This window comes from Sphingobacterium kitahiroshimense (genome assembly GCF_025961315.1).
Classification (GTDB): Bacteria; Bacteroidota; Bacteroidia; order Sphingobacteriales; family Sphingobacteriaceae; genus Sphingobacterium; species Sphingobacterium anhuiense.
Map to the genome: position 1 here is coordinate 4,079,327 of NZ_JAOQNK010000001.1, position 23,650 is coordinate 4,102,976.

Sequence of the window (23,650 nt, forward strand, 5' to 3'; positions counted from 1 at the left end):
TGTGCTCATCCTTATTTAATTTCAATAATTAGTATTGTTTATTTCTTTCGTATTAAATACATACTCTGACTATTGGAAGAATAGAATGCGAACCCATGGGGTGAAATATAAAATGTTGGTTTAAAATGTAGTGCTGAATAATTTGCTTCTAACACCGTATAGAATCGATTTTTGTAATCGTCAAATCTTTCTTTCTCTACAGCGATATGGGGCTCAAAAAAATTAAAATCACGATCTCCAATCTTTGTTTTAAAGAAAGCTTTCCCGCGCCAGTTTTTAACACTATATCCCGGGCTTCCACCACCGATATTGTGGCTGTATTTTAATTTTTCCTCAGGGTGAAAATGTAAAAAAGTAACGTTTTCAGGTAAGTAAGGATCTTGTTCGCCGGTCCAAAAAACATCGTCACGGTAACGACCGGCATCTTCACTGCTATCAATGCTTCTGTATGCTGGTATTTCTTGCCATAGCATCTGCCATTGTTCATCCTGGTAAAAGAAAAACTGCATGTAGTAATGATCATTTCTAGTTACATTTTTTAAAAACCAATATTTGCCATCTTTTTTCGCGCTTGCAATTTTTTGATTTATTTTTTCTCCAGTCCAACTCAAATCTTCATTTAAAACTTTAAAAGCATGTGTGGTGGTATCGCCATCTTGTGGCCAAGTGGTGTAATAGGCTTTTTCGTCATTGGTGAAAATGATGAAATCATCAATAAATTCTGGCCAATATTTATTTTGGGACAAGTGTAATGTATCTTCTGTAATTCCTTTACTATTTATTTTATAATAAAGCATATCACCTTGGGTCTCATCATTTTTTTCTGCATCGCAGGATACGATCAGTTGGTCATTCACAGATGGAAAGATGCGAATGGGATTAGGTGAACTGGAACGAGTGACTTCAGTTTCACAGAACAGTTTCACTTCGAAAATATCGGAATGATACTTTTCGTTAATTTCTTCAAAATTAGCATATGCCGCATCTAAGGGTTCGTTGTTCCGCTCTATAATTCCATCGCAGGAAGTTAAACTGGATATGAAAAGGATCGTCGTGCTTAAAATTGAAGTGAAAAGGGTTGTTTTATTCATGTGATTTAATTTAATCATTATACCGGTCATTTAAAATGAAGCCAATGGTAGAAAAGAATTTTTTGGTTTTGTAAATTCGTTGTTCCCGCTGTCGCAATTCACCCCTTATAATGTCGTTTTTGTAATCTGTTAATTTAAGCAGACCCTTGCATCTTTGTCATATCAATATAAACAATTTTGCAATATAAATAATTCATAAATCTTCAAAAACATGAAAAAGAATAAATTAATCTTTTGGATAGCTACAGCGATCCTTATTATCTGGGAGGGTATCATGCCTCTTGGTACGCTTTTATTTGCGCCACAGTATGTTAATGCTGGAACTAAACCGTTAGGATATCCAGACTACTTCGCTTATGCACTTATTATCTGCAAAGTGCTCGGAGTAATAGCCATTTCTTATCCTAAAACTCCAAGTAAATTGAAAGAGTGGGCCTATGCCGGATTAACATTTAACCTAATTTTTGCTTTTATTAGCCATGCAATGGTCGATAAAAATATTGGATTTATGCTGTTGCCACTTGTTATACTTGCTATACTTATTATTTCTTATGCATATGGCAACAAGACGTATGGTCTTGTAGTAAGGTGATAAATCTTATTACACGATGTCAATAATAAGTGAGAACTGTATTTTCTTCAATAGTAGATAAGCCGATTCAAGTAATCGGCTTATTTATTATTGTCGGTTAATGCTTTTCGGTGAATTGAATATATTCGTTGCGGTCTCTAAATCAGTTGGTTTTGTTCCTTTTTTAAAATAAAACAAACGTTAGGCCAAGCATACCGTTATACTTATAGTACATAATAATGGTAGCATAAAAAAAGAAAAATAATGATGAACGAAGAATTAATTCAACTTTCACAAAAATTTCCGGCTTGGATATGGAATACTGCATTTATACTGTTTTCCTTTGCACTCGGGATCCTCATTAAAATTTTATTTATCCCGATTTTGCGTTATCAGGCGATTGCACAGTCATCTTATTCCCTCTTTCGGTCTTTTATACGGCGATTTAATAAGATTTTGAGTCTTTTTATTCCCTTGGTTGTTTTTAACAGTTTGTTACCTTTTACGCGTTTCAATACCGCCACATTGCATATTGTCGGTAAAATAAATGAAATCTTACTGATCAGCTTTTTTGCTGTTGTTCTGATTCAGGCCATAAAAGTTTTTGAAGATTATTTATATCATCGTTTTGATATCAATAAAGAGAATAACCTGCGTGAAAGAAAAATTAGGACACAGATTGTTTTTATTCGAAAGGTCTTCATTACTATTATCATCGTTGTGTCTTTTGCCATTATTTTGCTAAGCTTCGAAAGTATGCAGAAGATAGGTGCAGGACTGCTGACGGGTGTCGGAGTTGGTGGTATAATCATTGGTTTTGCCGCTCAGAAATCTCTTGGAAATTTATTAGCAGGTTTTCAGATTGCTTTTACACAGCCCATTCGGATGGATGATGTGCTGGTCGTTGAGGGCGAGTGGGGTAAGGTCGAAGAAATCAATCTGACTTATGTCGTGGTTAATATCTGGGATAAGCGCCGTCTGGTGCTGCCGATTACCTATTTCATCGAAAAACCTTTTCAGAATTGGACGAGAACTACGGCAGAGATATTAGGAACTGTTTTTATTTATGTTGATTTCGCGATTCCTGTCCAACAATTACGAGAAAAATTAGGATCATTGCTTATGCATCATCCTTTGTGGGACGGTAAGGTCAATGTCCTGCAGGTCACTGATCTGAAAGAGCGAACGATGGAGATTCGTTGCTTAATGAGTTGCCGAAACTCGGGACAGGCTTTTGATCTTCGCTGCTATGTAAGAGAAGAGATGATGAGTTATATAAGGACAAATTTCCCAGATTGTCTTTCTAAATCGAGAATTGATTATGGCGCTGAAGTTAATAGAAGTGAACTAAGAGGAATGTAGCAGTTTCATTTTCTAATCTATTCTCTTTCGTGTAAGTAGACTATGGATAATTCTGAAAAATGAAGTTATCAAGGGGCAATAAACGATCGTTTATTGCCCTTATTTATTTTAAAGTTTTCAGGAAAAAGCTGTATCAGTTGAATAATAAGCTTTTATAGAGATAATCAAAGAAGTCAGGTAACGATTTAGTAACGGTTCTTATTGCTTTGCTTTTCGATACATTTCCGTTCGCTCACAGCAAATATAAAAAATTATAATGTCATACCACAATTAGTCTCCTATAATCATAGTTGAATAACGAAAGCTATAAATTTATAAAGCTATATCAGATTTGATAATTTGATGTGTTAATTATTTTTTGTATTAGATTCCGTTAAAACTTCTTTAACCTGGCAATGATTTTTAATAAGTATATTCTATTCTTAGCATTCTTTATCCACTGAGGGAGACGGCTGCCGATACTATTGTTTTTATAGGGCAAACCGTTTCGAGTTCGATGTGTATCTGCTATATAACTTTCGATCACCGTAAGGTGTTCCAGATTATATGCCCACAAGAGACCATGCTTCGTTTCGACTTGATACCATACATCAAATCCAAAAAAAGGGTCACAGGGCGCATTTTGGATTAATAAGCGAGACGTCACTGCCTGCCCTTTATTATTAATATATGCTGTGAATTTTGGTGTATTAATATATTTGACGGAAAAACCACATGACGTACAGGAAAAACGAACTTCCATTTCATACTCGGCAATCGTTTTATAAGGTTGCCCGCCTAAAACCAAAGCTTGTGCATTGCATTTTAGACAGACAACGTAAACGGTGTTTATAAAATCTTCGTTACGAAGTGTATAGGCTGATTGTGGCATTTGCTAAGTTATAAATCTTTACTTTTTTCTGCTCAATCGCACTAAGCTGAAAGTCCCAGTGTTTCAATCAATATTCTAATAAGGCTATATTTAGCTCATTTAAAACTTCTGTAAAAAGGCATAACATTCGCTTTTACAAATTCGTTAAACTGAATACGAAGTTGTAATTCTTTTCTTTTTTCTAAGGGTTGATTGTTGTGTTCTGAAGTCATTATTATTGTTTACCTAAAATAAGTCTTATAGTAATCATTAAACTCATTTTATATGCCCGTTTGTGTATTTAATATTCTCAGACTAAAGAATTAAAAAAAAAAGTGTGTATTATTTTTTTCATATTTTAATACTGTATTTTGAAAGTCCCATAATGCTCTAAAACACTGGAGCCATTTTTCTTTGTTAATACATACTTTAATGTTTTATCCTTCTTGTTATAAGTACATTCTATGGAGTATTTTCCTTCATATCTTACCCTTTTAGAACCTGTATATATCTTTTTATCATCTTGTTCCGAAACTAATTTCGCTTCAATACCACCATAAGGAAATACATAACCTTCAATATTACTCAGATTAATTATATTTCCTTTTTCTCCAATTATTATTGTATGTATATCTTCGTATTCCCTTTCTATAGTCCCACGAGTTGAGTAGGCTTTGTTTACTCCTTTCCATTTTCCCGCCAATAAAAGTCCACTTTCTTCTCTTCGCTGTTCTTCTGCTTTAAGGCTTCTTTCATGGTCTAAACGTTCTCTTTCAACTTGTTCTTTTTGACGTTTTTCTTCGGCAATCTTTTGTTCTTTCGCAATACGTTCCTGTTCCAGTTTACGCTGTTCGGCTAAGCGCTTGTCTTCAGCTGCCTTTTCTGCTTTTTCGACTTTTACCAGATATTCCAAAGTTTCATTTTTTAGCTCGGCACTTGCTTGCAAATTAGTAAAAGTCTTTATTGAAGCTTTTACTTTAGCATATTCGCCCAATTCATAGTAGCTTTTGATACGCAAAAGCTCAATTCTAGCATTAGTGTTTTTTAGTAAATCGGTTACCTGCTTGCAGTAATCTATGGTCTGTTTGTAGTTTCTCCTTTCAAAAGCTTTTTGGGCTTCCTGATAGTAAGCTTTTGCTTTGTCATCGACAGTTTGTGCTTGTGCTATTGTAAAGGCAAAAAGCAACATAAAAATGTGTATTAATTTTTTCATGATACTCGATTAATTATTATTTCTTTAAGTTGTAAGTAAGCCCAACAAAAAATGCTGGTTTATATCTCTCAATGTAATTTACTTCAACATTGGACGATGCAAAATCCAGTTCATTGTCTAAATTAGACGGATTAAGCCGATTTACATTGACAAAGGATATTCCGCTCGTTAAAACCAATCTATTTTCTTTCGTGAATGCAACTGATAAACCTCCATAAAAATTCATTTTTGCTTCTGTATTAAGACTTATTCCTGCCGTAATACCATAATCCAAAGAAGTTCCAAAATCGTAAAAAGCATGTGTTAGTGCACCTAAAGCGTGAGAAAATTTATTTTCCTCTAATTTTGTTACTCCTTTTGCTTTATCATTTTCATAGCGGATTCCATATTCTTCATTGCCAATAAACGACAGTAAATACCCTGCACTGAAATTAACACGAAGCTTATGGGTTGGGGTAATTGTAAAATCAGGAAATTTGCGCAATACATTTAGTCCTGTTTTATCATAAATCTTAGGCGTTATGACGACTTTATCATCACGGATTTGTCTTGCATCATCGAGATAAGAAAACTCTGTATGTTGAGCAAAACTTGCTTGCTGTTCTACATATTGTTTAACATTGTTTATGCTCTTTATAAATTCATCACTATGAACGTTTTCTTTTTTTAATTGAGCATCTTTCCATTCTTTAGCATAATATTCTTTAGTCGTGGCGTTAGCATCTCTTAAAGATCTGTATGAGTTTTCTAATTCCTGATAATTACGTTTAATTTCTCCTTCTTTTATTACAAATTGCCCTATTTGATTTTTAAAAACATCTATATCTTTTATCAGAAGAACACTACTTATATAATTATCCTGCCTTTCTTTTAGTAAAAGTAAATTAGTAAGATTAGAGTAAGCTTCAAAAAAATTGTTATAATAATGAGGGAAATCTCTATCAATTTTTTCTTGAGGAGGAGGATTTCCTATTATTGCCATTGAATCTGTTACAATCATTTCAGCTGTTTGATTCTCTATATTCCCCTTGAGAGCATCAAGAGTATTTTTTAAATCATTAAAATCATGATTAGAAGTAACCACATCTACACTTCCTTTTCCCAAAAAAGGATTGATATTATTAATCTTAACCCTGATAGTTGAATTATATTTCACTTTAAAACCTTTTGGGTATTCATTTTTTCCAAATGGGTTTATCTCTATAATATATTCTTGCCCCCACACTCCGCCCGAGACCATCAAGGTGAAAAGTGTTAAAATGTATGCTCTCATAATTTTAAGAATTTCATTTATTAATTATTTAATTTCTTTGCTATTATGAGAATCATAAGGAATACCTTTTTTCAACTATGGCAATCAAATAGCAAAATCATAATTGTTAAATTTATTTGTACGAACAGGGTTTGAAATCATTAATTTCTTTTAAGATAATAAAGCCACCACCAACTGTTCTATGATTAGCTGAATCATTTCTAATTGCAATTATTTTATCTCTCATTTCCTTTAATCTATCCATAGTTACCTTTTTATCCGCCAGATGCGTTTTCCCATATATTTCTTTTGTAAATCTGTCAAAAAAATATGGTTCATTCAGTGTCTTTACAACTTCGATCATATGTGAGTAAGGATCAGTAAAATTAACATCATAACGACCTTTCCCGTATTCAGTTAATATTTTATTGTAAAATTTTAATACGTAATCATTACACCCTTCCTCAATTTCAAATATTTCCGACAGATAATCATGTCTTTCATTTCTGCCCCTATCCATAAAACATAAATAAACAAATGCAGAGCCCTTCTTTTTAGTAGTACTCATTTTGTCGCTTATATTTTCTTGTTTTTCTTCATGACCACTCCAAAAATCGTCATTATCTTTCCCAGTAGAAGAAGTGCTTTTATCTGCTCCTCCACTCCAAAAGTCATCTGCTTTTGTTGAGCTCTCTATTGCCATACTGCTTTGGTTTTGTAGCTTATTTTTCATTGCCTCAATTTCCTTGGCATTGGCCTTATTTTTTTGAGTCTCTTCGTCTTTTTTCTTGTTGTCGGCTTCATTTTCTTTAGTTTTTCCTTTGCATTCGTCTTCTGCCTCTTGGTTTCTCTTTTTTACAAAATCTAATATGGCTGTTTGTATGCCCGAATCATTTATTTGAAAAGAAACTAACTTAGGATTATTCAAAATTTTTATTTCTTCAATAGGAAAGGTAGTCTCAATAGGCTCGTCTGCCCAAAAAACACCGTTTGCTTTTACGTTTTTGAAAATGCGAGTTGCCCGATAGCCCCATCCTTTTTCATTGCCAGCTCCCGAAATGCCATATTTACGATCTTTAACGATGAATGTTATTTCAAGATCGAAGGTTGCACTTGCCGAATGCATCGCCTGCTCAAAAGAAGCTTCACCAATTTGATTAGCAGAAAAATAATTGTTTGTTTCGTTTTCTAATAGTTTGTTGTTTATGCAGTTTTTTAATTTTGGTGCAGGTCGATAAGAATATGTATTATATTTAACCATATTAATGGATTGAGTATGAAGTTTAAACTTGACTATACCTTTTTCCTTAATAGCTTCGACCGAGCCTATAACTTCAAAGGTAGCTGCAGTTAAACCTTTGTAATTTTGGTAAGATTGTTTAGTAACTTTGCTTATGTCTGATTCATTTACAGGAGCTATTACATGAGTCCATTGCGCCATTGCGCTTGTTGTAGTTAGCAACATCATCACCCAAAAAATACCCGTTATGATTCTTGTAATTGTTTTCATAACTTTTTTATAAAATATGTAATACAAACTAACTACAAATTCAAACACAATAAAATCGCTAGCACTAGGTATTTTTAAGTGTGAATTTTACTTTTTTTTGCAAAAGACTGGAGAAAGGAAAGCAAGATTGGTTGTTAATAATTTTTTAATTATCTTGCATATAACCAATATATTGACACTATGTCCTTGAATAGTCCTTCATTTCATCTCACAAAACTAAAGCTGGATCAGCAATTGCACGGTGTGCAGAAAAACCTGAAAGATGGTGCGTACCCCATCAACGATCTAGGTAGTATCCTTCCTGCTTCGGTGATGATGCACGATATGCAAGGGCTACAGCCTTTATGCGTGAGTTATATGAACAATTGGGGGTGTGAGCGCTTGGGCATCTCTGTTGATGAGATCAACGCTTTGGGCGAAGCATATTACAGTAAGTATTTTATAAAAGAAGAATCAAAAGCTATATTCGAAGGTGTTGGGAAATATTTGCAACAGGCTGATTTTGACAAACAATATAATTTTTTTCAACGGGTGAAATTATATCAGGAAACGGATTATAAATGGTTCTACTCGGTTTGCAAACTGATTAAAATAAAGACAGACGATCGAATTAAGGATACAATGATTATGCTCGCCAGTCCTGTAGAAGGAATTGATCTTATGATTTCAAGAGTAAACAAAGTGCTTGATGAAGATATTTACATTAAAAATAATTACAGGATATTTGCTTCGCTGACCAAACGCGAAAAAACAATAATTACTATGATTGCTAATGGCAAGTCATCCAAGGAAATGGCTGATGAATTGTTTATCTCTATTCATACTATAAATACGCATCGAAAAAATATTATTAATAAGATAGGATGTAATTCATTTGCAGCCTTGCTTAAATTTGCCATCGCTTTTGAGTTATTATAATTTTCTGCCTTTCTTCTTCATCCGATTAGCAAACTGTTCTTCCTCGTAATTCTCACCCAGTGCTTCGGGTAACAAGCTGAACAATCCTATATCGGTATTAGGCGAATGTTCATGTGAGATAAACTCAAAATGGTCTTTTGTCGGTATGCTGCCTATTGTTTTAGTTATGAAAGCAGAATTTTCCTGTATTTTCAATTCGGGTTTATTTCCGTTGTTCCACCAATCGTTAAAAACATTTGCCGACAAGTTTCTATCTAAAGCCGAACCGTTCCAAACACTACGGCTTTCGTGGTCTATAAAGGTCATGCCGTAAATCCGTCCGCTGTCGTTCCTGCGGACAATTGTATTGATACCTTGCTCGGACAATTGCTTTCTAAAATCTGTTTCGTTGCTTGAGGTATGTATGGCAAGCTCCATGGTATTTTTCAGAACAGACCTTGCAGGGTTGGTTTTCATTTTCTCTTTGGACTGTTCAAAGTGTTTTTGCAGTTGTGCTACGCCAGCATCTTTTCCGAAAAGCGATGCTTTGAACGGATTGCTTACCTTATTTCCGTTCTCGTCCAATGCCACATAGACCAATCCGTTTATGGTCTGACCATTTCGCTCGCCTTTGACTTCTTCCGCTGTGATATTGAAAAGGGAAAGTAACGCATTGAAACTACCCATAGTAGAATAGCTATAATACTTTGGTAGATGCCGTACTACCGAAGCAATCTGACTTTTGATGTCTCCATTTTTATAATTTACAGGCTTAAAAACTTTGTTGACTTGTTTCTGCTCCTGCTTGGTGGCTTTTTTCAGGTTGTGTTTCTCTTCCAGATCCCGACAAATTGCCATTGAACGTGGATGGTCGTAATCATCGGGTATTTTTTTACCGTCAATGCCTACACAAGTCGAAACGATATGGATATGCGTTCGGTCAATATCCGTATGTTTGAAAACAATATACGGCTGATTGCCGTAGCCCATACGCTCCATATACACTCGAGTCATTTCCATAAACTGTTCATCGCTGACTTTATCCGCAGGATCTGGGTTCAGCGATATATGCCGTACTGTCTTTTCCGTTTTGATGTTTGCCGATAAATATAGCTCAAAACACTTATTAAAATAGGCTACGGAATACCTGCCGTCCACCGTGTCGGGTATCTTGTTCAGTAATAAAACTGTCCCATTTTCTCCGTCCACTTTCTGCTGATTGTACAAAATCGCTCCGTACATATTGCTTCCCTTCCCAATTTTTGCAATCATAACTTTGCTCTTTTCTTAGATACTTCTCTTCAAATTCCTGTGTCAAACGGATGACTTCTTTCGTGACTTTTACCAATTCTATGGTTTCCTTTTCCAATTTAAAAAGGTATGTTCCTGCTTTTTTATCTGAAAAATTGCGGTACAATATCTTCACAATCTGATTATAATTTGTTCCGATTGCTCTAAATTGGCTAAAAAATCGAGTCAATTTTTCGTGATATTCTATTGCATTCATATCAATTTTAACGGTCTTAACCGTCTTTTGAAAGATGCAAGCTGTAATAAAATGAGCGATTACTTTCATTTCTGATTGGTCAAAAAGGGCAAGAAATTTGGCATTGTCCTCTGCATTCAGGTTAATGGAATACCGATTGACGGCAGGGTCATTCTTTGGTTTTCTTCCTGTTTTCCTAATCTGTTTTTTGTTATTCTCTTCCATAATAATCCATTTTTAATTTTTAATAAACGTGCGACTTCGGAGCCGTTTCCAGCCCCCTGCAAGGGCAAGTGCTTTTGAGGTGCCGAAATTCATTTCGAGTACCTCAAAAGATAACTTGCTCTGAACAAGGGTTCAGAAAAATCCGTTTTGCAAACGGATTGTAGTTAGCAGGGAAAACCCATAGCTTCCATTACAAATTTCGGTAAGACTATTTGAATAACAGCTATTTACAACAATGACAATGAACGCCAAATGATGCCACTGAATACCACCTTAAAGCAGATTGGGACTGCTTTTATTTCCTTTGTATATGGCTAGCTAGCTGATTGGTTATATCCTTAATGAAGTAACTAAACAGCATAAATCCCGACAGCAAATCTGGGTGATTGAATGCAGACGAATTGCAGATTTTTGAGTTAATGAACTAACCAATTAAGGGTCTGCAGGTGCTTAGGTAGATAGGTAGTTACATAGATACAACAGTATATACAGCTGATTGCTTAGTTAACCAAACAGCTAATTGGATATAATATTAAAAATGATAGATATGATACACGAAGAAAACAAAAATCAGCAACCTGAAAAAGAGAGTTTTTCTATTGAAAATTTCCTAACTGATGAAAAGAAAGAACCTGAACAAGAACAGAACACTTTACTGCATAGCGATGACCTTACTGTCATCGAAACAAGCGAAAAATCTGTAGAAACAGAAGAAACAAAACCGATTGCAGGCAATACCAAAAGAACCGTTTCAAAACCAAAGAAGCTGACGAAAGAGGATTATTGCGTAACGTTCTTTAGAATCCCTAAAAGAAATGCAAGCAAAGGCAAATCGGTCTATGTACGACAGGAACATCACGAAACATTTAACAGGCTTACCAACATTATGGGAATTGACAAGCTGACAATTTATGCTTATCTGGATAATATTATCGAATACCACTTTCAGGAGTTCGGAGAGCTGATTAAGGAAATCTATAACGATAAGCACAAGCCGTTGTTCTGATAACGGTTTGTGTAGGCAAAGAACAATATAATCTTTTGGATATTCATCGCTCATTGTGCCCATGAACGCCAAACAGTGCCACTGACTACCACTTTGGGCAAAGGCTTCGTTTTCGGGATTAAATTCCCGAAAAACGAAAAATCATGCTACACAAAGAAACAGTCAGCAGTGAGATGTGGAAACTTCTCCAGACACTAATGAAAGATGAAATGCTGAAAGATTTTAACCTTGTAGGGGGAACTGCATTAAGTCTACAGATTGGTCACCGATTGAGTATTGATATTGACCTTTTTACAACCAAAGGCTTTGATGAACAGAAGCTATTAAAACATTTAGTCACTCAATATCCTCGGGTATTGATAAACGATATGTTTAATAATACAATCTTACTTGATATAGATAAGATTAAAGTTGATATTCTTTCGCATCAATATCCATGGCAAAAGCCAATTGAAACAAAAGATGGGATACGATTAGCATCCTTAGAGGACATAGGGGCAATGAAACTCCACGCCATCTTCCAAAATGGTACACGGATTAAGGATTTTATAGATATGCATTTTCTATTAGAACACCATCCGTTAAGAACCTATTTAGAAGCATATCAAAATAAATATGGCGGTAATCCTGCAATGGCTACATACGCATTATTGTATCACAAGAATATCGACCACGAAGCAAAAGTTAAGTTGTTAAAAGGTAAAGAGACCGATATGGAAAAAATTAATGAACGCTTAAACAAGGCGGTTCTTAGTCCGTCTTTAAAATTTGGACAAATACCCGATCTGCCGAAAAAAGGTAGAGGCTTTAGGCGTTGAAAAATCAATGAACAACTAAAAAAATCGTATCTTTACTATATGGAATTAAGAGAAAAAAATAACGACATTCCAAATCTTGACCGAGTGTTTTTTTGGGATTTCGACATCGAAGCAATGGACTTTAAGAAAGCCTACAAGACTATTATAGCCCGTATCATAGAACGTGGCGGTCAATATGAAATTGATGAGCTTGTCCGTTTCTATGGTCATAGCAGGGTTATCAAAGCAATCCGTGACGAAATTTACTTCTTACCCAACTATGCAATTGATAGGGCATTGAGGTTCTTCCCAGAACTTAAAAAGGAAGAAATGTACTGCTACCTGAACCGTAAGGATAAGCCTTACCATTGGATATAAATTAAAATCTTATAGAGGGATAGGTTGAGAAATCAGCCTGTCTTTTTTTTTCATCCAACGACTTTTAGCCTAATAGTTCCAACCCCAATAGCGAAGTTCTTTTTGCTTCCTTTTCTTGCTCCGCAACTTGTCAAGAAAAAGAAATTGGGCTATCCCGAACCATAGATACAAGGGGTATCCTGTATATGCTGATTATAGTTCTGAATCTCTCTCTCAAAAAATATTTTCAAAAGAAAAAAACAGAAAAAAAAGAAAGCCATTTTAACAAGGCGGACAGGCGAAAAACCAAAAGGAAACGGAATAAGTCCCGAAGGGTGGCAGGGCAACAGATTAACCAGGCGAAGCCACCTTTTTGCCCTGCCATTATGCCGTAAGCTTTTGGTTGGGTGGTGCGGTGGCTGTCCGCTTTATCTTTGCGACCTTTTTATTCTTTTTTAATCCATTCCAATCAAAGAAAGGGTACAAAAAACACGTAAGGGATAAGGATAGGCTGTTTTTGGTATGCTTTCCTTTATCCGTAGAAAACTCTTTAAATCTGTGAGGGCTTGGCGAGGAAAATTTAAAGTGTTTTAAGGATTACTTTCTTTCCTATTGTGCCAATATAAGCCAAATACTGCCACATAAAGCCAAATGAAAACAATACATTTTCTTGTGTTCTATATTGGGGGCAAATTTTGAACTTATGGCACAAAAAGTAAATACCAACAAAGAGCGTAAAGAGAAAGAACAATCCGAGCAAAAAAAGAAAACCCCTTTTATGCAGGTCGATAAGAACAGCGACCCGATTTCCAATTTCATCGCCAACTTTAAACGCCAATTCAAAGACACAAAGGGTTTAGGTCTGGGCAGGCTGTTCGGGGGCAAGCGTGTTGAACCGCCAAAGCAGACTGCCGAACTTGAAAGCATCATAGGCGCTACCAAAACGGTTATGCGTTCGGATTATAAAAATGCCGAAAACAATCAGACCGTACACACCAATAAAAAGCCTGTTTTAAAAATGGACAATACAAACAAAATACAACAGGCTCGCCCTAAAAGTAAGAAACCAAAGTTAAGATTATAGCCTAGTATTTGGCAACTGTACGCCAAATACCGCCATCGGATGCAACATTAAAATGACCTATTTGAATAGCTTTTATTTTAGAGGTTTAAATGATGCAGATATGGAAATAACAGTTTTAGACATTCAGATTTTGAAAGCATTGCATAGGGAAGTTAAGGAAGTTTCCAATTTGATAGCGGAAATGACTACACCCTACAAAGCACTGCAACAGGCAACTAAATGGCTCGACCAACAGGAAGCCTGCCAATTGCTCAACATCAGTAAAAGAACGTTGCAGACGTATAGGGCAAAAGGCATTCTTGGAGCAACTCAAATTAATCGGAAAACGTATTTCAGATTATCCGAAGTGGAGTTACTTATGCAGGGAGAGCGACCATTAAAAAAGCAAAAGAAATGAAACAGATTGGAAATTCAAACGAAGATATGCTTGCCTTGCTCGAAGCTGTGGTAGGCATCAAAAATGAACTGTTGTATATCAGAGAATATTTCCATCCATTACTAAAAGGGGAAATCTACCTGTCAGGCGAACAGGTTTGCGAGATGTTACACATAAGCAAACGGACATTGCAACAGTACAGGGATGACGGACTGATACCTTTTATCAAGCTCGAACGGAAAATCTTGTTCCGTGAAAGCGATATTGTAAAAGTATTGGAAGATAACTATCAGCGTTAGTCCATTAAATGAATGCTTTGAAACTGTAACCTGTATCGGTCAATTAAAGAAACAGCCCACTGCTTAAAGCGGTGGGCTGTGTTGTTTTAAAAAATTGTGACATAATGTTATAGGCTTGAAACAAAGGACTCCTCCATACCCTTAAATTTATGTGATACCTTTTGCATATCCTTACCAACTTTCTCGTTGAGTATCTTAGCATAAATCTGAGTAGTGGCAATGTTTTTATGTCCTAACATCTTGCTCAAACTCTCCAACGGAACACCCTCGCTTAAAAATAGCGTAGCAAACGTATGACGTGCCAAATGAAAGGTTACTTTCTTTTCTACAAGGCAGTCAATCAGTTGAGATATGCTCTTTAAGCTGTCATTACAAATCGTATTTGATGGTACAGGAAATACCTTTCCGTCCTTTGACAATCCTGCATATTTTTCGATAATCATTTTTGGAATATCCAAGAGCATCACGTTTGATGATGTAGCTGTTTTCTTTCTTCTCACAATAATCCACTGGTTACCGTCAAAAAAATCCTGAATATTGCTGTTTCTAAGTCCTTTCATATCTGAATAGGAAAGACCTGTAAAACAACTGAAAACAAACAAGTCTTTAACCAATTCATCTTTCTTTTTCTCGCAGTTGAACGTTACGAGCTTTTCCAATTCATTACGCAATAGATAACCACGGTCTTTATCCTTTTTGGTATTCTTGTACTCGCTGAACGGATTGAAAGCAAGGTGCTTTCTGCTCATTGCCAATCGGCACAGGGTAGTAAATCCAATCATATACAGCCAAATGGTGTTATGTGTCAAACTTTTGTCGTCACGGAGATAGTAATCAAAGTTCTGCACAAAATCAGGTGTAAGGTCATTAAAGGGCACATCAGAATAGCCGTATTTTGTAAGTGTAAAATTTTGAAGATGTTTCAAAAGTATTTTGTACTTACTGTGTGTGCCATTTACCCGAAGTCCACTATTAACCTTTTTCTCATAGTCGGACAGGAACTGTTCATAGAATTTGAAAAAGGTCAGTTCTCCGCTTTCCATCCCAAGAACGGCATTTTTAAGTTTAGCACTGTTTACAGCCCCCTCGTTCTTCAGTATTTTGGAATAGCATTCTTCGATACCCAAACGGATTTTATCAAGCTTTCCGTTTACCTCTTGGGCTTCTCGGCTCTTGCCCAGAACCCTACCATACTTCAAATCCCAATTTGTTGTGGAAATATCCAACTTGGTACTAAATGCAGACTGTTTGCCGTTTACGGTAATCCTGCACATAATCGAAACTTTTCCGTTTTTCTTCGGTGCATTCTTTTTAAGGTAAAACAATACCTTAAATGTTGATTTTTTTGTCGTTTCCATACTCACAATTCTTAATGATAAAATTAAACCTATGTGAGCTACGGAACAATATGAAAAATCACGCAGAAAGCTGAAATACAGTATCTTAAAACGATTGTTTGTAATGTTTGAAAGTAACGTTTTAGTAACCTTACTTTTGCCAAACATCGCTTTTTACTGCTTTTTACCTCATTACCAAAAAATCATAAAACGGCTGTAAAGTCTTTATTTACAACCGTTTTGCCTGTTATTAATCTTTGATGTATTTTTACTGAAAATTTATTTTAAATTTAATGGACTCATAGAAATCCAACTAGGATTTTTCATTCTTAAATGAAAGAAATGTGAATTGCATTTTCTTGCATTATTATGGTGTAGGTAGATGTTTTTATTATTGAAATACAAGTTTTCTTTGAAATTATATGCATTTTATTGCGTATTTTGATTTAAATTGTTACTCTTGCTGTAAGTTATAATCACTGAATAAACCAATGGTATCACCTCAATTTTTAAGAATTGTATTAATAGGAATACTTATTTTAACTGGTATAACGCTCTACTCACAGGTTAATGATAAATACATTACTGGAAAAGTGGTCGATCGTAATATGTCACCAATACCGTTAGCGACGGTAAGCTTACATGACCGGAACGATAAGCTCATTTTAAGCACCTCGACTGATAGTGTCGGACAATTTAATTTAAGATTTGGAGTAAAGGGGAAATATTTTGTTAAAGTGAGCCATGTTGGCGACAAAGATTATCAATCTGCAATTTTTGAATTAATTGATGTTAATTTAGGAACTTTAAAGCTTCTGCCATTGGAGAATATCCTGGAGGAAGCCACTGTTGAAGGTAGGAAAAAAACGGTTCAGGTTGAAAGTGGAACACTTATTTATAATGTCGAAAATACACTGGGTGGACAGGATGTTTCTGTTTTGGAAGCACTGAAAAGAGCTCCCGGGGTGTTTGTGGAAAATGAAAGCGATATTACACTCAATGGAAAAAGTGGTGTACAGATTTTATTGGATGGTCGGCAGACGTTTCTTTCAGGAAAAGAGCTGACAGATCTTTTAAAATCTCTATCTTCCAACAACCTCAAATCTATTGAAATTATCAATAGTCCAACGGCAAAATATGAGGCAACTGGGGCTGCGGGAATCATCAATATCAATACAAAGAAAAATCAGGTAAGAGGGTTAAATGGTAATGTCAGCACTGCTGTTACCTATGGTATCAGTGCAAAACAACTTCAGAACGCGACGCTTAATTATCGGGTGGATAAATTAAATATATTCGCGAACTATAGTCATACATTGGGTAATTATCATTACCTGTATGGTACAAACAGGCAACAAAATGGTAAAGCTTACAATAGCCATACCAAGGATGTTGACAAACGTCAGAAGATGTCCAGTCAGGTTGGAATCGATTATTATCTGAATGATAAAAATACAATCGGTTTTCTGGCTAATGGTAATTTTATTTTTGGTGGAGGTATCACTGATACCAGAACGGAGATTAGCACGTTGCCATCCTTATTAATGGAAGAGTCGCTGGATGCGATTAACGATTATTATGGACAGCGCACTGCCAGATACAATTTTAATTTCAACTACAAATATGAAGATACGTTAGGACGAAGTTTAAATTTTGATGCTGACTATGGTTTTTTTGATAAATGGAATAAAAACCTACAATCCAATATTTACCGTGATCATCAGCAAAATATCCTTCAGGAAAATCTGTACCGTACGCTCAATGGGATAAATATTGATTTAAAAGGTATAAAGTTAGACTATGGGATGAACTTATGGCAGGGGAAATTGGAAACGGGGTTTAAGTATTCAAATGTAGGTTCCAAGAATAATGCTAGGTTTTTCCATGTTGATAAAGGACCAGATAGCCTCGATAACCGACGTACCAATGATTTTCATTTTGACGAGCACACGACAAGTGCCTATCTCGATTATAAAAGAATGTTAGGAAAATGGTCACTACAGGGTGGAGTACGTATAGAGAATTCGAACTCTAAAGGAACGCTTTTTTATAACGAGAATGGGGCAGAACTGGATGATGATATCAAAAGAAATTTCACCAATTTATTCCCCTTTTTTTCTGCTACGAGACCGTTAGGGGAAAACCAAACTGTTTCTTTATCTTATGCCAAGCGTATTGAGAGACCAGCCTATCAGGATCTGAATCCATTTATTTATATGCTTGACGAATTATCTTTTTGGCAAGGAAACCCCTTTTTAAGTCCCTCTTTAACCCACCGCTTAACTGTTCTGTATTCATTAAGAAGCGCAACGGTAGTTTCGTTTAATTTTGCTTATACTGACCAGCTTAACGCGAAGGTGACCGATACGCTGGACAATGATAAAATAGTTATGATCAGTAGAAATGTAGGAATACAAAAGCACTGGTCTTTATCCCTGACACAGAATTTAACACCTAAATCCTGGTGGGATCTTACTTTTAATGGTCTTCTATATTATATTCAAAATGATGTTTCTTTTGATCAGTATAGAAATCTGAACTTACAACAAGCGGCAGGACGTGTCAGTTTGGTGCAGTCCTTTCGTTTACCTCTTAAAATGAGAGCAGAAGTAACGGCGGTTTATAATTCAAATCGCCTGAGTGGAGCAAATACGATAAGCAGGGAGATCAGTCAGGTGGACGTTGCTTTTCAAAAAATCCTTTTAAACGATAAAGCAACAATTCGGTTTGCTATTAATGATATCTATAAAGGCAACCAGAGTAAGTACACTCAAAATTTTCCTGGCTTTGTGTCTAACAGTTATGGGTATTACGAGTCGAGGCAGGTACGGTTAAGTTTTAGCTACCGTTTTAGTAGTGGAACAACGAAAGCGCAACGTACGCGAAAATCAGCACTTGAGAACGAAAGTGGAAGAATACAATAGAATTTACTTTGAAGAGATCCCTATTTAAATTGAACAATTTTTATGCCATCAAAGTAATTTCCATTTTGTAATCCAATCTGTAAAATCCTTTAACTATATGAATCATTTAAACCAGTTCTTCTATGGGGATGTGGTGTTGTTATTATTTAAAGGCATATATGTTCTGTTTAGAGATAGTTCCCTGGTGTCTTGTAATATGCTTTAACACATTTTACACGATGTGATAATCGATCTTTTTTGTTCTATGATGTTAAGTGGTCGTGCATGTAATGTGATTTAATATTCTGTTAACATGCTTCGTGTACATTTGCACATCAACATCAATTAGTTACTTGAATATGAGGATTTCTGATAAAATTATATTTTTAATACTATTTATAGCACAGGCATTTATCGTTGACACCGCAAATGCACAGGTAGAATCGTTTAAAGATATTCGGGTGTTAAGTCAAAACTATCCTGATTCTGCGATTACGCTAGTCAAAAAGCGGTATGCTGAGGCGGTTGGTGATAAAGACTTGTTATTACAAGCCAATTGTTTACAGGCAATAGGGTGGTTATGTGTTAATCAAGGGCATTATGGACAGGCGCAAGATTATTATTTCCAAGCGGACCGTATCTACACCCAGTTAAATGCGAAACAATTACTCGCATCTAATTGGAGTGATATAGGTGAACTCAATATTTTTAATAAACAGCATGATCTAGCTAAAAATTACTTTAATAAAGCGCTCCATTCTTTCAGAGCCGAGAAAGATAAAAATGGTGAAGCTAGTGTATTGGGTAATATTGGTCATCTATTTGAAAAGGTCGCTGATTATGATTCGGCATTCGTATACCAAATGCGGGCCTTAGCGATTTATAACGAAGAAGGAAATAAAAATGGCGAAGCTAAGATTCATGAGAATCTGGGTAGTATTTATGAAGATTTGGAACAGTATGATCGGGCATTTGATCATTTTGAAAAAGCACGTGACTTATATGATGAAACGCAAGACAACTACGGAAAGATTGTAGTGGTGAATAATATGGGTGATATTTTCAGGAAGACCGGCAAGTTTTCGGAAAGTATACAATTTACAAAGTGGGCTTTTGATATGGCAGAGAAATTGGGAGATGTGTATCAGATGTCGGCAACGACTAAAGATCTAAGCAAAACATATGCATTAAGCGGACAAATGGATAGTGCTTATGTTTATGCAGAGCGAAGTCGGAAGCTTGTGCTGGAGTTATATAGTGTAGATGGGGCTAGGCATACTGCTTTTTTTCAGGCACTTTATGATATGAATCAAAAAACAGAAGAAATTGAACAATTGCAGGTCACTAAAAAGATCAACTCCATTTTGTTGCTGGGAACTATTGTTTTTTTGATCTTGTTAATTATTTTATCGTATGTGCTGTATAGTCGTCAAAAAATAAAAATCAATAATCAGATGACCGAGTCGCGAAAGCAAGAAGCGGAAAGGGAATTAGCAGAAATTGCACTTAAAAATCAGTTGCTCGAAGATAAACAGCTTAAGCAGGAGCTGACGCTCAAAGAGAAGGAGTTGACGTCGCATACTTTGAATTTAATCCGTAATAACCAATTTTTGGAACAGCTCCGAGATGAGTTAAAAGTAATGGTTAAGGATGAACGACGGGATCAAAAAAAGCAAATGCACGATCTGGTTTTGCAGATCAATGAAAATATTACACAGGGTATTCATTGGAAAGAATTTATGGTGACTTTTGAAAGAGTACATCATAGTTTTTTTGAAAAACTAATACAACGGTTTTCAGATTTAACTGCTGCCGATATGCGCTTGATCGCATTGCTTAAAATAAATTTGAACAACACGGATATTGCTGTGCTTTTGGGGATATCACAAGATAGCCTTCGTGTGGCTAGACATCGCCTGAGAAAAAAGTTAAAATTGGAACAAGGTGAAGATCTTACAGGTTACATACTCAGTATTTCATAATTTCTTAACATAACGATAACGGAATGGTAATGGCGTTTATTTTCCTATTAAACGTTTGATTAATAGCTTGTTGATTGGTTTTGTTTCCTTGTTGTATAGTCCGTAAATCTCCTTGTTTCCTTGTTGTAACGCTTGCTATTTTGTGAAACTGAAATTGGATGTCATATTTGCTCAACGATCAAAGATTCATATATAATCTAAGCAAAATGAAAAATTTTTTAACGGTATTACTTGCCTCCAGCATTTCGGTCAGTGCAGCATATGCTACCAAGATCAAAGGTAAAGTATTGGATGGTCAAACCGGTGAAGCCATAGCTGGAGCCACTGTTTTTTTGGAACAAAGCGGACTATCTACCAAAACACAATTGGATGGTTCATTTGAATTAAAGGGATTGTCCGCAGGAAAGGTCAAAGTACATATTAGACATATGGCCTATGCCGAATTTACCCAGGAAATCGAAATTAAAAAAGAAGATACTCCCCATTTTATTTTTCAACTTACTTCTACAGATCAAAAATTGATGGAGGTAACGATCAAAGGACAACGAAACGGCGGTGATGATGATCCCAGTGCGAGACGGCTGGAAAAGAACGCATCGCAGATCATGAATGTTGTTTCGGCTAGAGCTATTGAGATTTCTCCAGATATCACGGTCGCAAACGTTGTGCAACGCGTATCGGGGGTTTCTATAGAACGGAATTCTAATGGAGAAGGGCAGTATGCCATTTTAAGAGGTATGGATAAGCGTTATAACACAACCTTGGTCAATGGTGTAAAAGTACCAAGTCCAGATAATAAGTATCGCTACGTACCTTTGGATTTGTTTCCTTCAGATATGTTAGAACGTCTGGAAGTATACAAATCACTTACACCAAATATGGAGGCAGATGCTGTTGGCGGTGTTGTGAATATGGTTATGAAAGCTGCGCCAAGCAAATTATTACTACAGGCTAATTTGGCGACGGGATATAGTCAACGTTATTTTAATCAGGACTTCGGAAGTTTCGCGGCCGGTGGAACTTCATCCAAATCACCTTATGAACTTCATGGTAAAAATTACAATGCGACAGCAGCAGATTTTAATAAAGGGGTATTAGACTATACCTATAAAAAACCTTCGCCAGATGTCGTTGGTAATTTAACTTTCGGGAACCGCTATCTGGATGATAAGCTGGGTATAATCTTGGGGGCAAGTTATCAAAATCTGCACCGCGGAAGCCGCTCTATTTTTTATAAATCTGCTGTGGTCGGCGTAAATCCGAATGCAGTTATTACTGAGCAACAAGATCGTCAGTATGATGAACAGCAGCAACGCTTAGGTCTACATAATAAAATCGACTATCGTTTTAATCCAAACCATCGTTTGAGCTTCTATCAAATGTATGTGAATCTGAATAATACGCAACTTCGTGATGCGGTCAATACCATCTATAATGGTCAATATGATCCTAATATTGGAAAGGCAGAATTGACCTATGTAACGCGAAGTCGAAAGACACAGCAACAGATCTATAACGGAACTTTGCAGGGTGATCATCGTTTTATGGACAATAGACTGAATGTAAGGTGGTCGGGTGCGCTGTCCTCTGCTAGTAATCAATTGCCTCAAAATACCACGATAAGTTTAGACGGTATTCAAGAGAATTTTGAGCGTAAGCGCACTTCTCTTGTTAATAAATCGCCTGTTACCTACCGTTGGGAAAGGAATACCGACAATGATTATGCGGGTTACTGGGATGTGGCTTATAAAGTGCCTATGGCAGATCGCAAATTGGAGTTATCTACAGGTGGGCTATATCGTGATAAACAACGAAGTAGTTTCTATAACAATTATAACCTTTCTCCTGCATCTGCGGAAGAGGCAAAGTATAGATATGGTGTAGATTTTCAAAATTATACGGACCTGAATTTGACCGTGACCAATCCGACAGGTGCCGTTGCTAATCCGTTGACTTATGATGCCAATGAGAAAACTACAGCAGTGTACGGGATGTTCAATTATGAAAGTGACAAACTCCAAATGATTGGAGGGATCCGTATGGAACATACCAATCAAGATTATAAATTACTGTTTCCTGCAGGGGAAAAGAGACCAGAAGGATCTCAAGTCTATACGGAATGGTTGCCAAGTTTGACCGTCAAGTATCATTTGAATGAGAAACAGCAACTTCATGCCGCTTATTATCGCGCGTTGAATCGTCCCGGTTTTTATGAAATCGTTCCTTCCTCTGTCGTGAATGAAGAGTTCTTAGAAAGAGGAAATCCAGATCTAAAACATGCGCTTGCGGATAATTTTGATTTACGTTATGAATTGTTTCCGGAGGCTTCGTCACAATTTTTTGTTGGCATGTTCTACAAAAAGATTAAAAACCCGATCGAGTATACGTTTCAGCCAGATGAAGTCCGCAAGCAGGATGTGTATTACACACCGGGTAACTTTGGTAATGCAAATAATTTTGGAATCGAAGTGGATTACATCAAGTACATCCAAAAGTTCGGGATAAAAGCGAATTATACCTATACACACTCGCGTATTACTACTGCGAAAATGTCACGTAGAATAAACGAAACGACACAAGATCCAGAACCTATTATTGTTGACCAAACGCGTCCATTATACGGGCAGGCGGCACACATAGCCAATCTATCTTTACTGTATAAGGATGCGAATAAAGGCTGGGAGGGACAATTGGCGGGTTCTTACACTGGTGATCGCATCAATACTGTATCGCAGTTTTTGAATGATGATCTATGGCAAAAAGGATTTGTGCAGCTGGATGCTTCTATTGAAAAGAAATTTAAGGCGGGTTGGGCTATTTTTGCCAAAGCCAACAATATTTTGAATACTCCGATGGAACTGTATGTAAAGGGAGTGAATCCTGAAAATGAAAAGATTGCGGAGAAGCTAACGGAAGGTGGTAATACGCTTATCAGAAAAGATCTTTACGGTCAAAATTATATCCTTGGTTTGCGTTACTCATTTAATAAATAATCGGATAGCATCAATATTTTATTTAACAATCTTGACCTAATCGTGGTTAGAAAACAAAT

19 protein-coding genes and 1 pseudogene are annotated in these 23,650 nt (G+C 36.1%); 12 read left to right on the forward strand and 8 right to left on the reverse strand.

What is annotated here, in order from left to right; genetic code table 11:
• Positions 1 to 38: 38 nt before the first annotated feature.
• Complete coding sequence (locus M2265_RS17920) at positions 39 to 1,091, reverse strand: hypothetical protein (protein ID WP_132769556.1); 1,053 nt, start codon at positions 1,089 to 1,091, stop codon at positions 39 to 41.
• A gap of 211 nt (positions 1,092 to 1,302) precedes the next feature.
• On the opposite strand from M2265_RS17920, the gene M2265_RS17925 reads away from it, so the two are divergent.
• Together M2265_RS17925 and M2265_RS17930 are read left to right on the forward strand one after the other, a co-directional pair.
• Positions 1,303 to 1,683: a DoxX family protein gene (locus tag M2265_RS17925; protein WP_132769554.1), complete on the forward strand. Its 381-nt coding sequence runs from the start codon at positions 1,303 to 1,305 to the stop codon at positions 1,681 to 1,683.
• Between the two features lie 243 nt (positions 1,684 to 1,926).
• Positions 1,927 to 3,024 carry a mechanosensitive ion channel family protein gene (locus tag M2265_RS17930; protein ID WP_232789385.1) on the forward strand — a complete coding sequence of 366 codons (1,098 nt, stop codon included), beginning with the start codon at positions 1,927 to 1,929 and terminating at the stop codon, positions 3,022 to 3,024.
• 373 nt (positions 3,025 to 3,397) lie between these two features.
• Here the strand turns inward: M2265_RS17930 and M2265_RS17935 are convergent, their stop codons facing one another.
• The 4 genes from M2265_RS17935 to M2265_RS17950 all read right to left on the reverse strand — a co-directional run bounded on the left by M2265_RS17935 (position 3,398) and on the right by M2265_RS17950 (position 7,849).
• Complete coding sequence (locus M2265_RS17935; protein WP_132769552.1) at positions 3,398 to 3,895, reverse strand: hypothetical protein; 498 nt, start codon at positions 3,893 to 3,895, stop codon at positions 3,398 to 3,400.
• Positions 3,896 to 4,232: 337 nt separating this feature from the next.
• Positions 4,233 to 5,087 (reverse strand): hypothetical protein, encoded by an 855-nt coding sequence (locus M2265_RS17940; protein ID WP_132769551.1) that lies wholly within the window; start codon positions 5,085 to 5,087, stop codon positions 4,233 to 4,235.
• Positions 5,088 to 5,103: 16 nt separating this feature from the next.
• Positions 5,104 to 6,360: a hypothetical protein gene (locus M2265_RS17945; RefSeq protein WP_132769549.1), complete on the reverse strand. Its 1,257-nt coding sequence runs from the start codon at positions 6,358 to 6,360 to the stop codon at positions 5,104 to 5,106.
• Between the two features lie 112 nt (positions 6,361 to 6,472).
• Entirely contained in the window at positions 6,473 to 7,849 is a 1,377-nt protein-coding gene (locus M2265_RS17950; RefSeq protein ID WP_132769547.1) for a hypothetical protein, read from the reverse strand.
• Positions 7,850 to 8,029: 180 nt separating this feature from the next.
• On the opposite strand from M2265_RS17950, the gene M2265_RS17955 reads away from it, so the two are divergent.
• Positions 8,030 to 8,767 (forward strand): response regulator transcription factor, encoded by a 738-nt coding sequence (locus M2265_RS17955; RefSeq protein ID WP_207902404.1) that lies wholly within the window; start codon positions 8,030 to 8,032, stop codon positions 8,765 to 8,767.
• Here the strand turns inward: M2265_RS17955 and mobB are convergent.
• Both mobB and mobA read right to left on the reverse strand, forming a co-directional pair.
• Positions 8,762 to 10,018: a conjugal transfer protein MobB gene (mobB, locus tag M2265_RS17960; protein ID WP_132769545.1), complete on the reverse strand. Its 1,257-nt coding sequence runs from the start codon at positions 10,016 to 10,018 to the stop codon at positions 8,762 to 8,764. The genes M2265_RS17955 and mobB overlap by 6 nt on opposite strands.
• Before the next feature lie 7 nt (positions 10,019 to 10,025).
• Positions 10,026 to 10,457 (reverse strand): annotated as a pseudogene (mobA, locus tag M2265_RS17965) (conjugal transfer protein MobA); the annotation flags it as partial.
• Positions 10,458 to 11,004: 547 nt separating this feature from the next.
• On the opposite strand from mobA, the gene M2265_RS17970 reads away from it, so the two are divergent.
• From M2265_RS17970 to M2265_RS17995, 6 genes are all read left to right on the forward strand, one after another.
• Positions 11,005 to 11,463 carry a DUF3408 domain-containing protein gene (locus tag M2265_RS17970; RefSeq protein WP_132769543.1) on the forward strand — a complete coding sequence of 153 codons (459 nt, stop codon included), beginning with the start codon at positions 11,005 to 11,007 and terminating at the stop codon, positions 11,461 to 11,463.
• A gap of 143 nt (positions 11,464 to 11,606) precedes the next feature.
• Positions 11,607 to 12,281, forward strand: coding sequence for a nucleotidyl transferase AbiEii/AbiGii toxin family protein (locus M2265_RS17975; RefSeq protein WP_132769541.1), 675 nt, complete (start codon positions 11,607 to 11,609; stop codon positions 12,279 to 12,281).
• A 39-nt stretch (positions 12,282 to 12,320) separates the two neighbouring features.
• Positions 12,321 to 12,638, forward strand: a complete 318-nt coding sequence (locus tag M2265_RS17980) for a DUF6922 domain-containing protein (RefSeq protein ID WP_132769539.1) — start codon at positions 12,321 to 12,323, stop codon at positions 12,636 to 12,638.
• A 682-nt stretch (positions 12,639 to 13,320) separates the two neighbouring features.
• The gene (locus M2265_RS17985; RefSeq protein WP_132769537.1) at positions 13,321 to 13,701 is read left to right on the forward strand and encodes a hypothetical protein; all 381 of its coding nucleotides are present in this window, start codon (positions 13,321 to 13,323) and stop codon (positions 13,699 to 13,701) included.
• Between the two features lie 100 nt (positions 13,702 to 13,801).
• Positions 13,802 to 14,098: a helix-turn-helix domain-containing protein gene (locus tag M2265_RS17990; protein ID WP_031504736.1), complete on the forward strand. Its 297-nt coding sequence runs from the start codon at positions 13,802 to 13,804 to the stop codon at positions 14,096 to 14,098.
• Positions 14,095 to 14,376: a helix-turn-helix domain-containing protein gene (locus M2265_RS17995; protein ID WP_021191501.1), complete on the forward strand. Its 282-nt coding sequence runs from the start codon at positions 14,095 to 14,097 to the stop codon at positions 14,374 to 14,376. Before M2265_RS17990 ends, M2265_RS17995 begins: the two co-directional genes overlap by 4 nt.
• A 107-nt stretch (positions 14,377 to 14,483) precedes the next feature.
• On the opposite strand, the gene M2265_RS18000 is transcribed toward M2265_RS17995, so the two are convergent.
• Positions 14,484 to 15,734 (reverse strand): site-specific integrase, encoded by a 1,251-nt coding sequence (locus M2265_RS18000; protein WP_132769535.1) that lies wholly within the window; start codon positions 15,732 to 15,734, stop codon positions 14,484 to 14,486.
• Positions 15,735 to 16,204: 470 nt separating this feature from the next.
• Between M2265_RS18000 and M2265_RS18005 the strand changes: the two genes are divergently transcribed.
• The 3 genes from M2265_RS18005 to M2265_RS18015 all read left to right on the forward strand — a co-directional run bounded on the left by M2265_RS18005 (position 16,205) and on the right by M2265_RS18015 (position 23,591).
• Positions 16,205 to 18,637 (forward strand): TonB-dependent receptor, encoded by a 2,433-nt coding sequence (locus tag M2265_RS18005; protein ID WP_132769533.1) that lies wholly within the window; start codon positions 16,205 to 16,207, stop codon positions 18,635 to 18,637.
• A gap of 338 nt (positions 18,638 to 18,975) precedes the next feature.
• Complete coding sequence (locus M2265_RS18010; RefSeq protein ID WP_132769531.1) at positions 18,976 to 20,598, forward strand: tetratricopeptide repeat protein; 1,623 nt, start codon at positions 18,976 to 18,978, stop codon at positions 20,596 to 20,598.
• Positions 20,599 to 20,804: 206 nt separating this feature from the next.
• A complete protein-coding gene (locus M2265_RS18015; RefSeq protein ID WP_132769529.1) occupies positions 20,805 to 23,591 on the forward strand; it encodes a TonB-dependent receptor in 2,787 nt (928 codons plus the stop codon).
• The last annotated feature ends 59 nt before the right edge of the window (positions 23,592 to 23,650 follow it).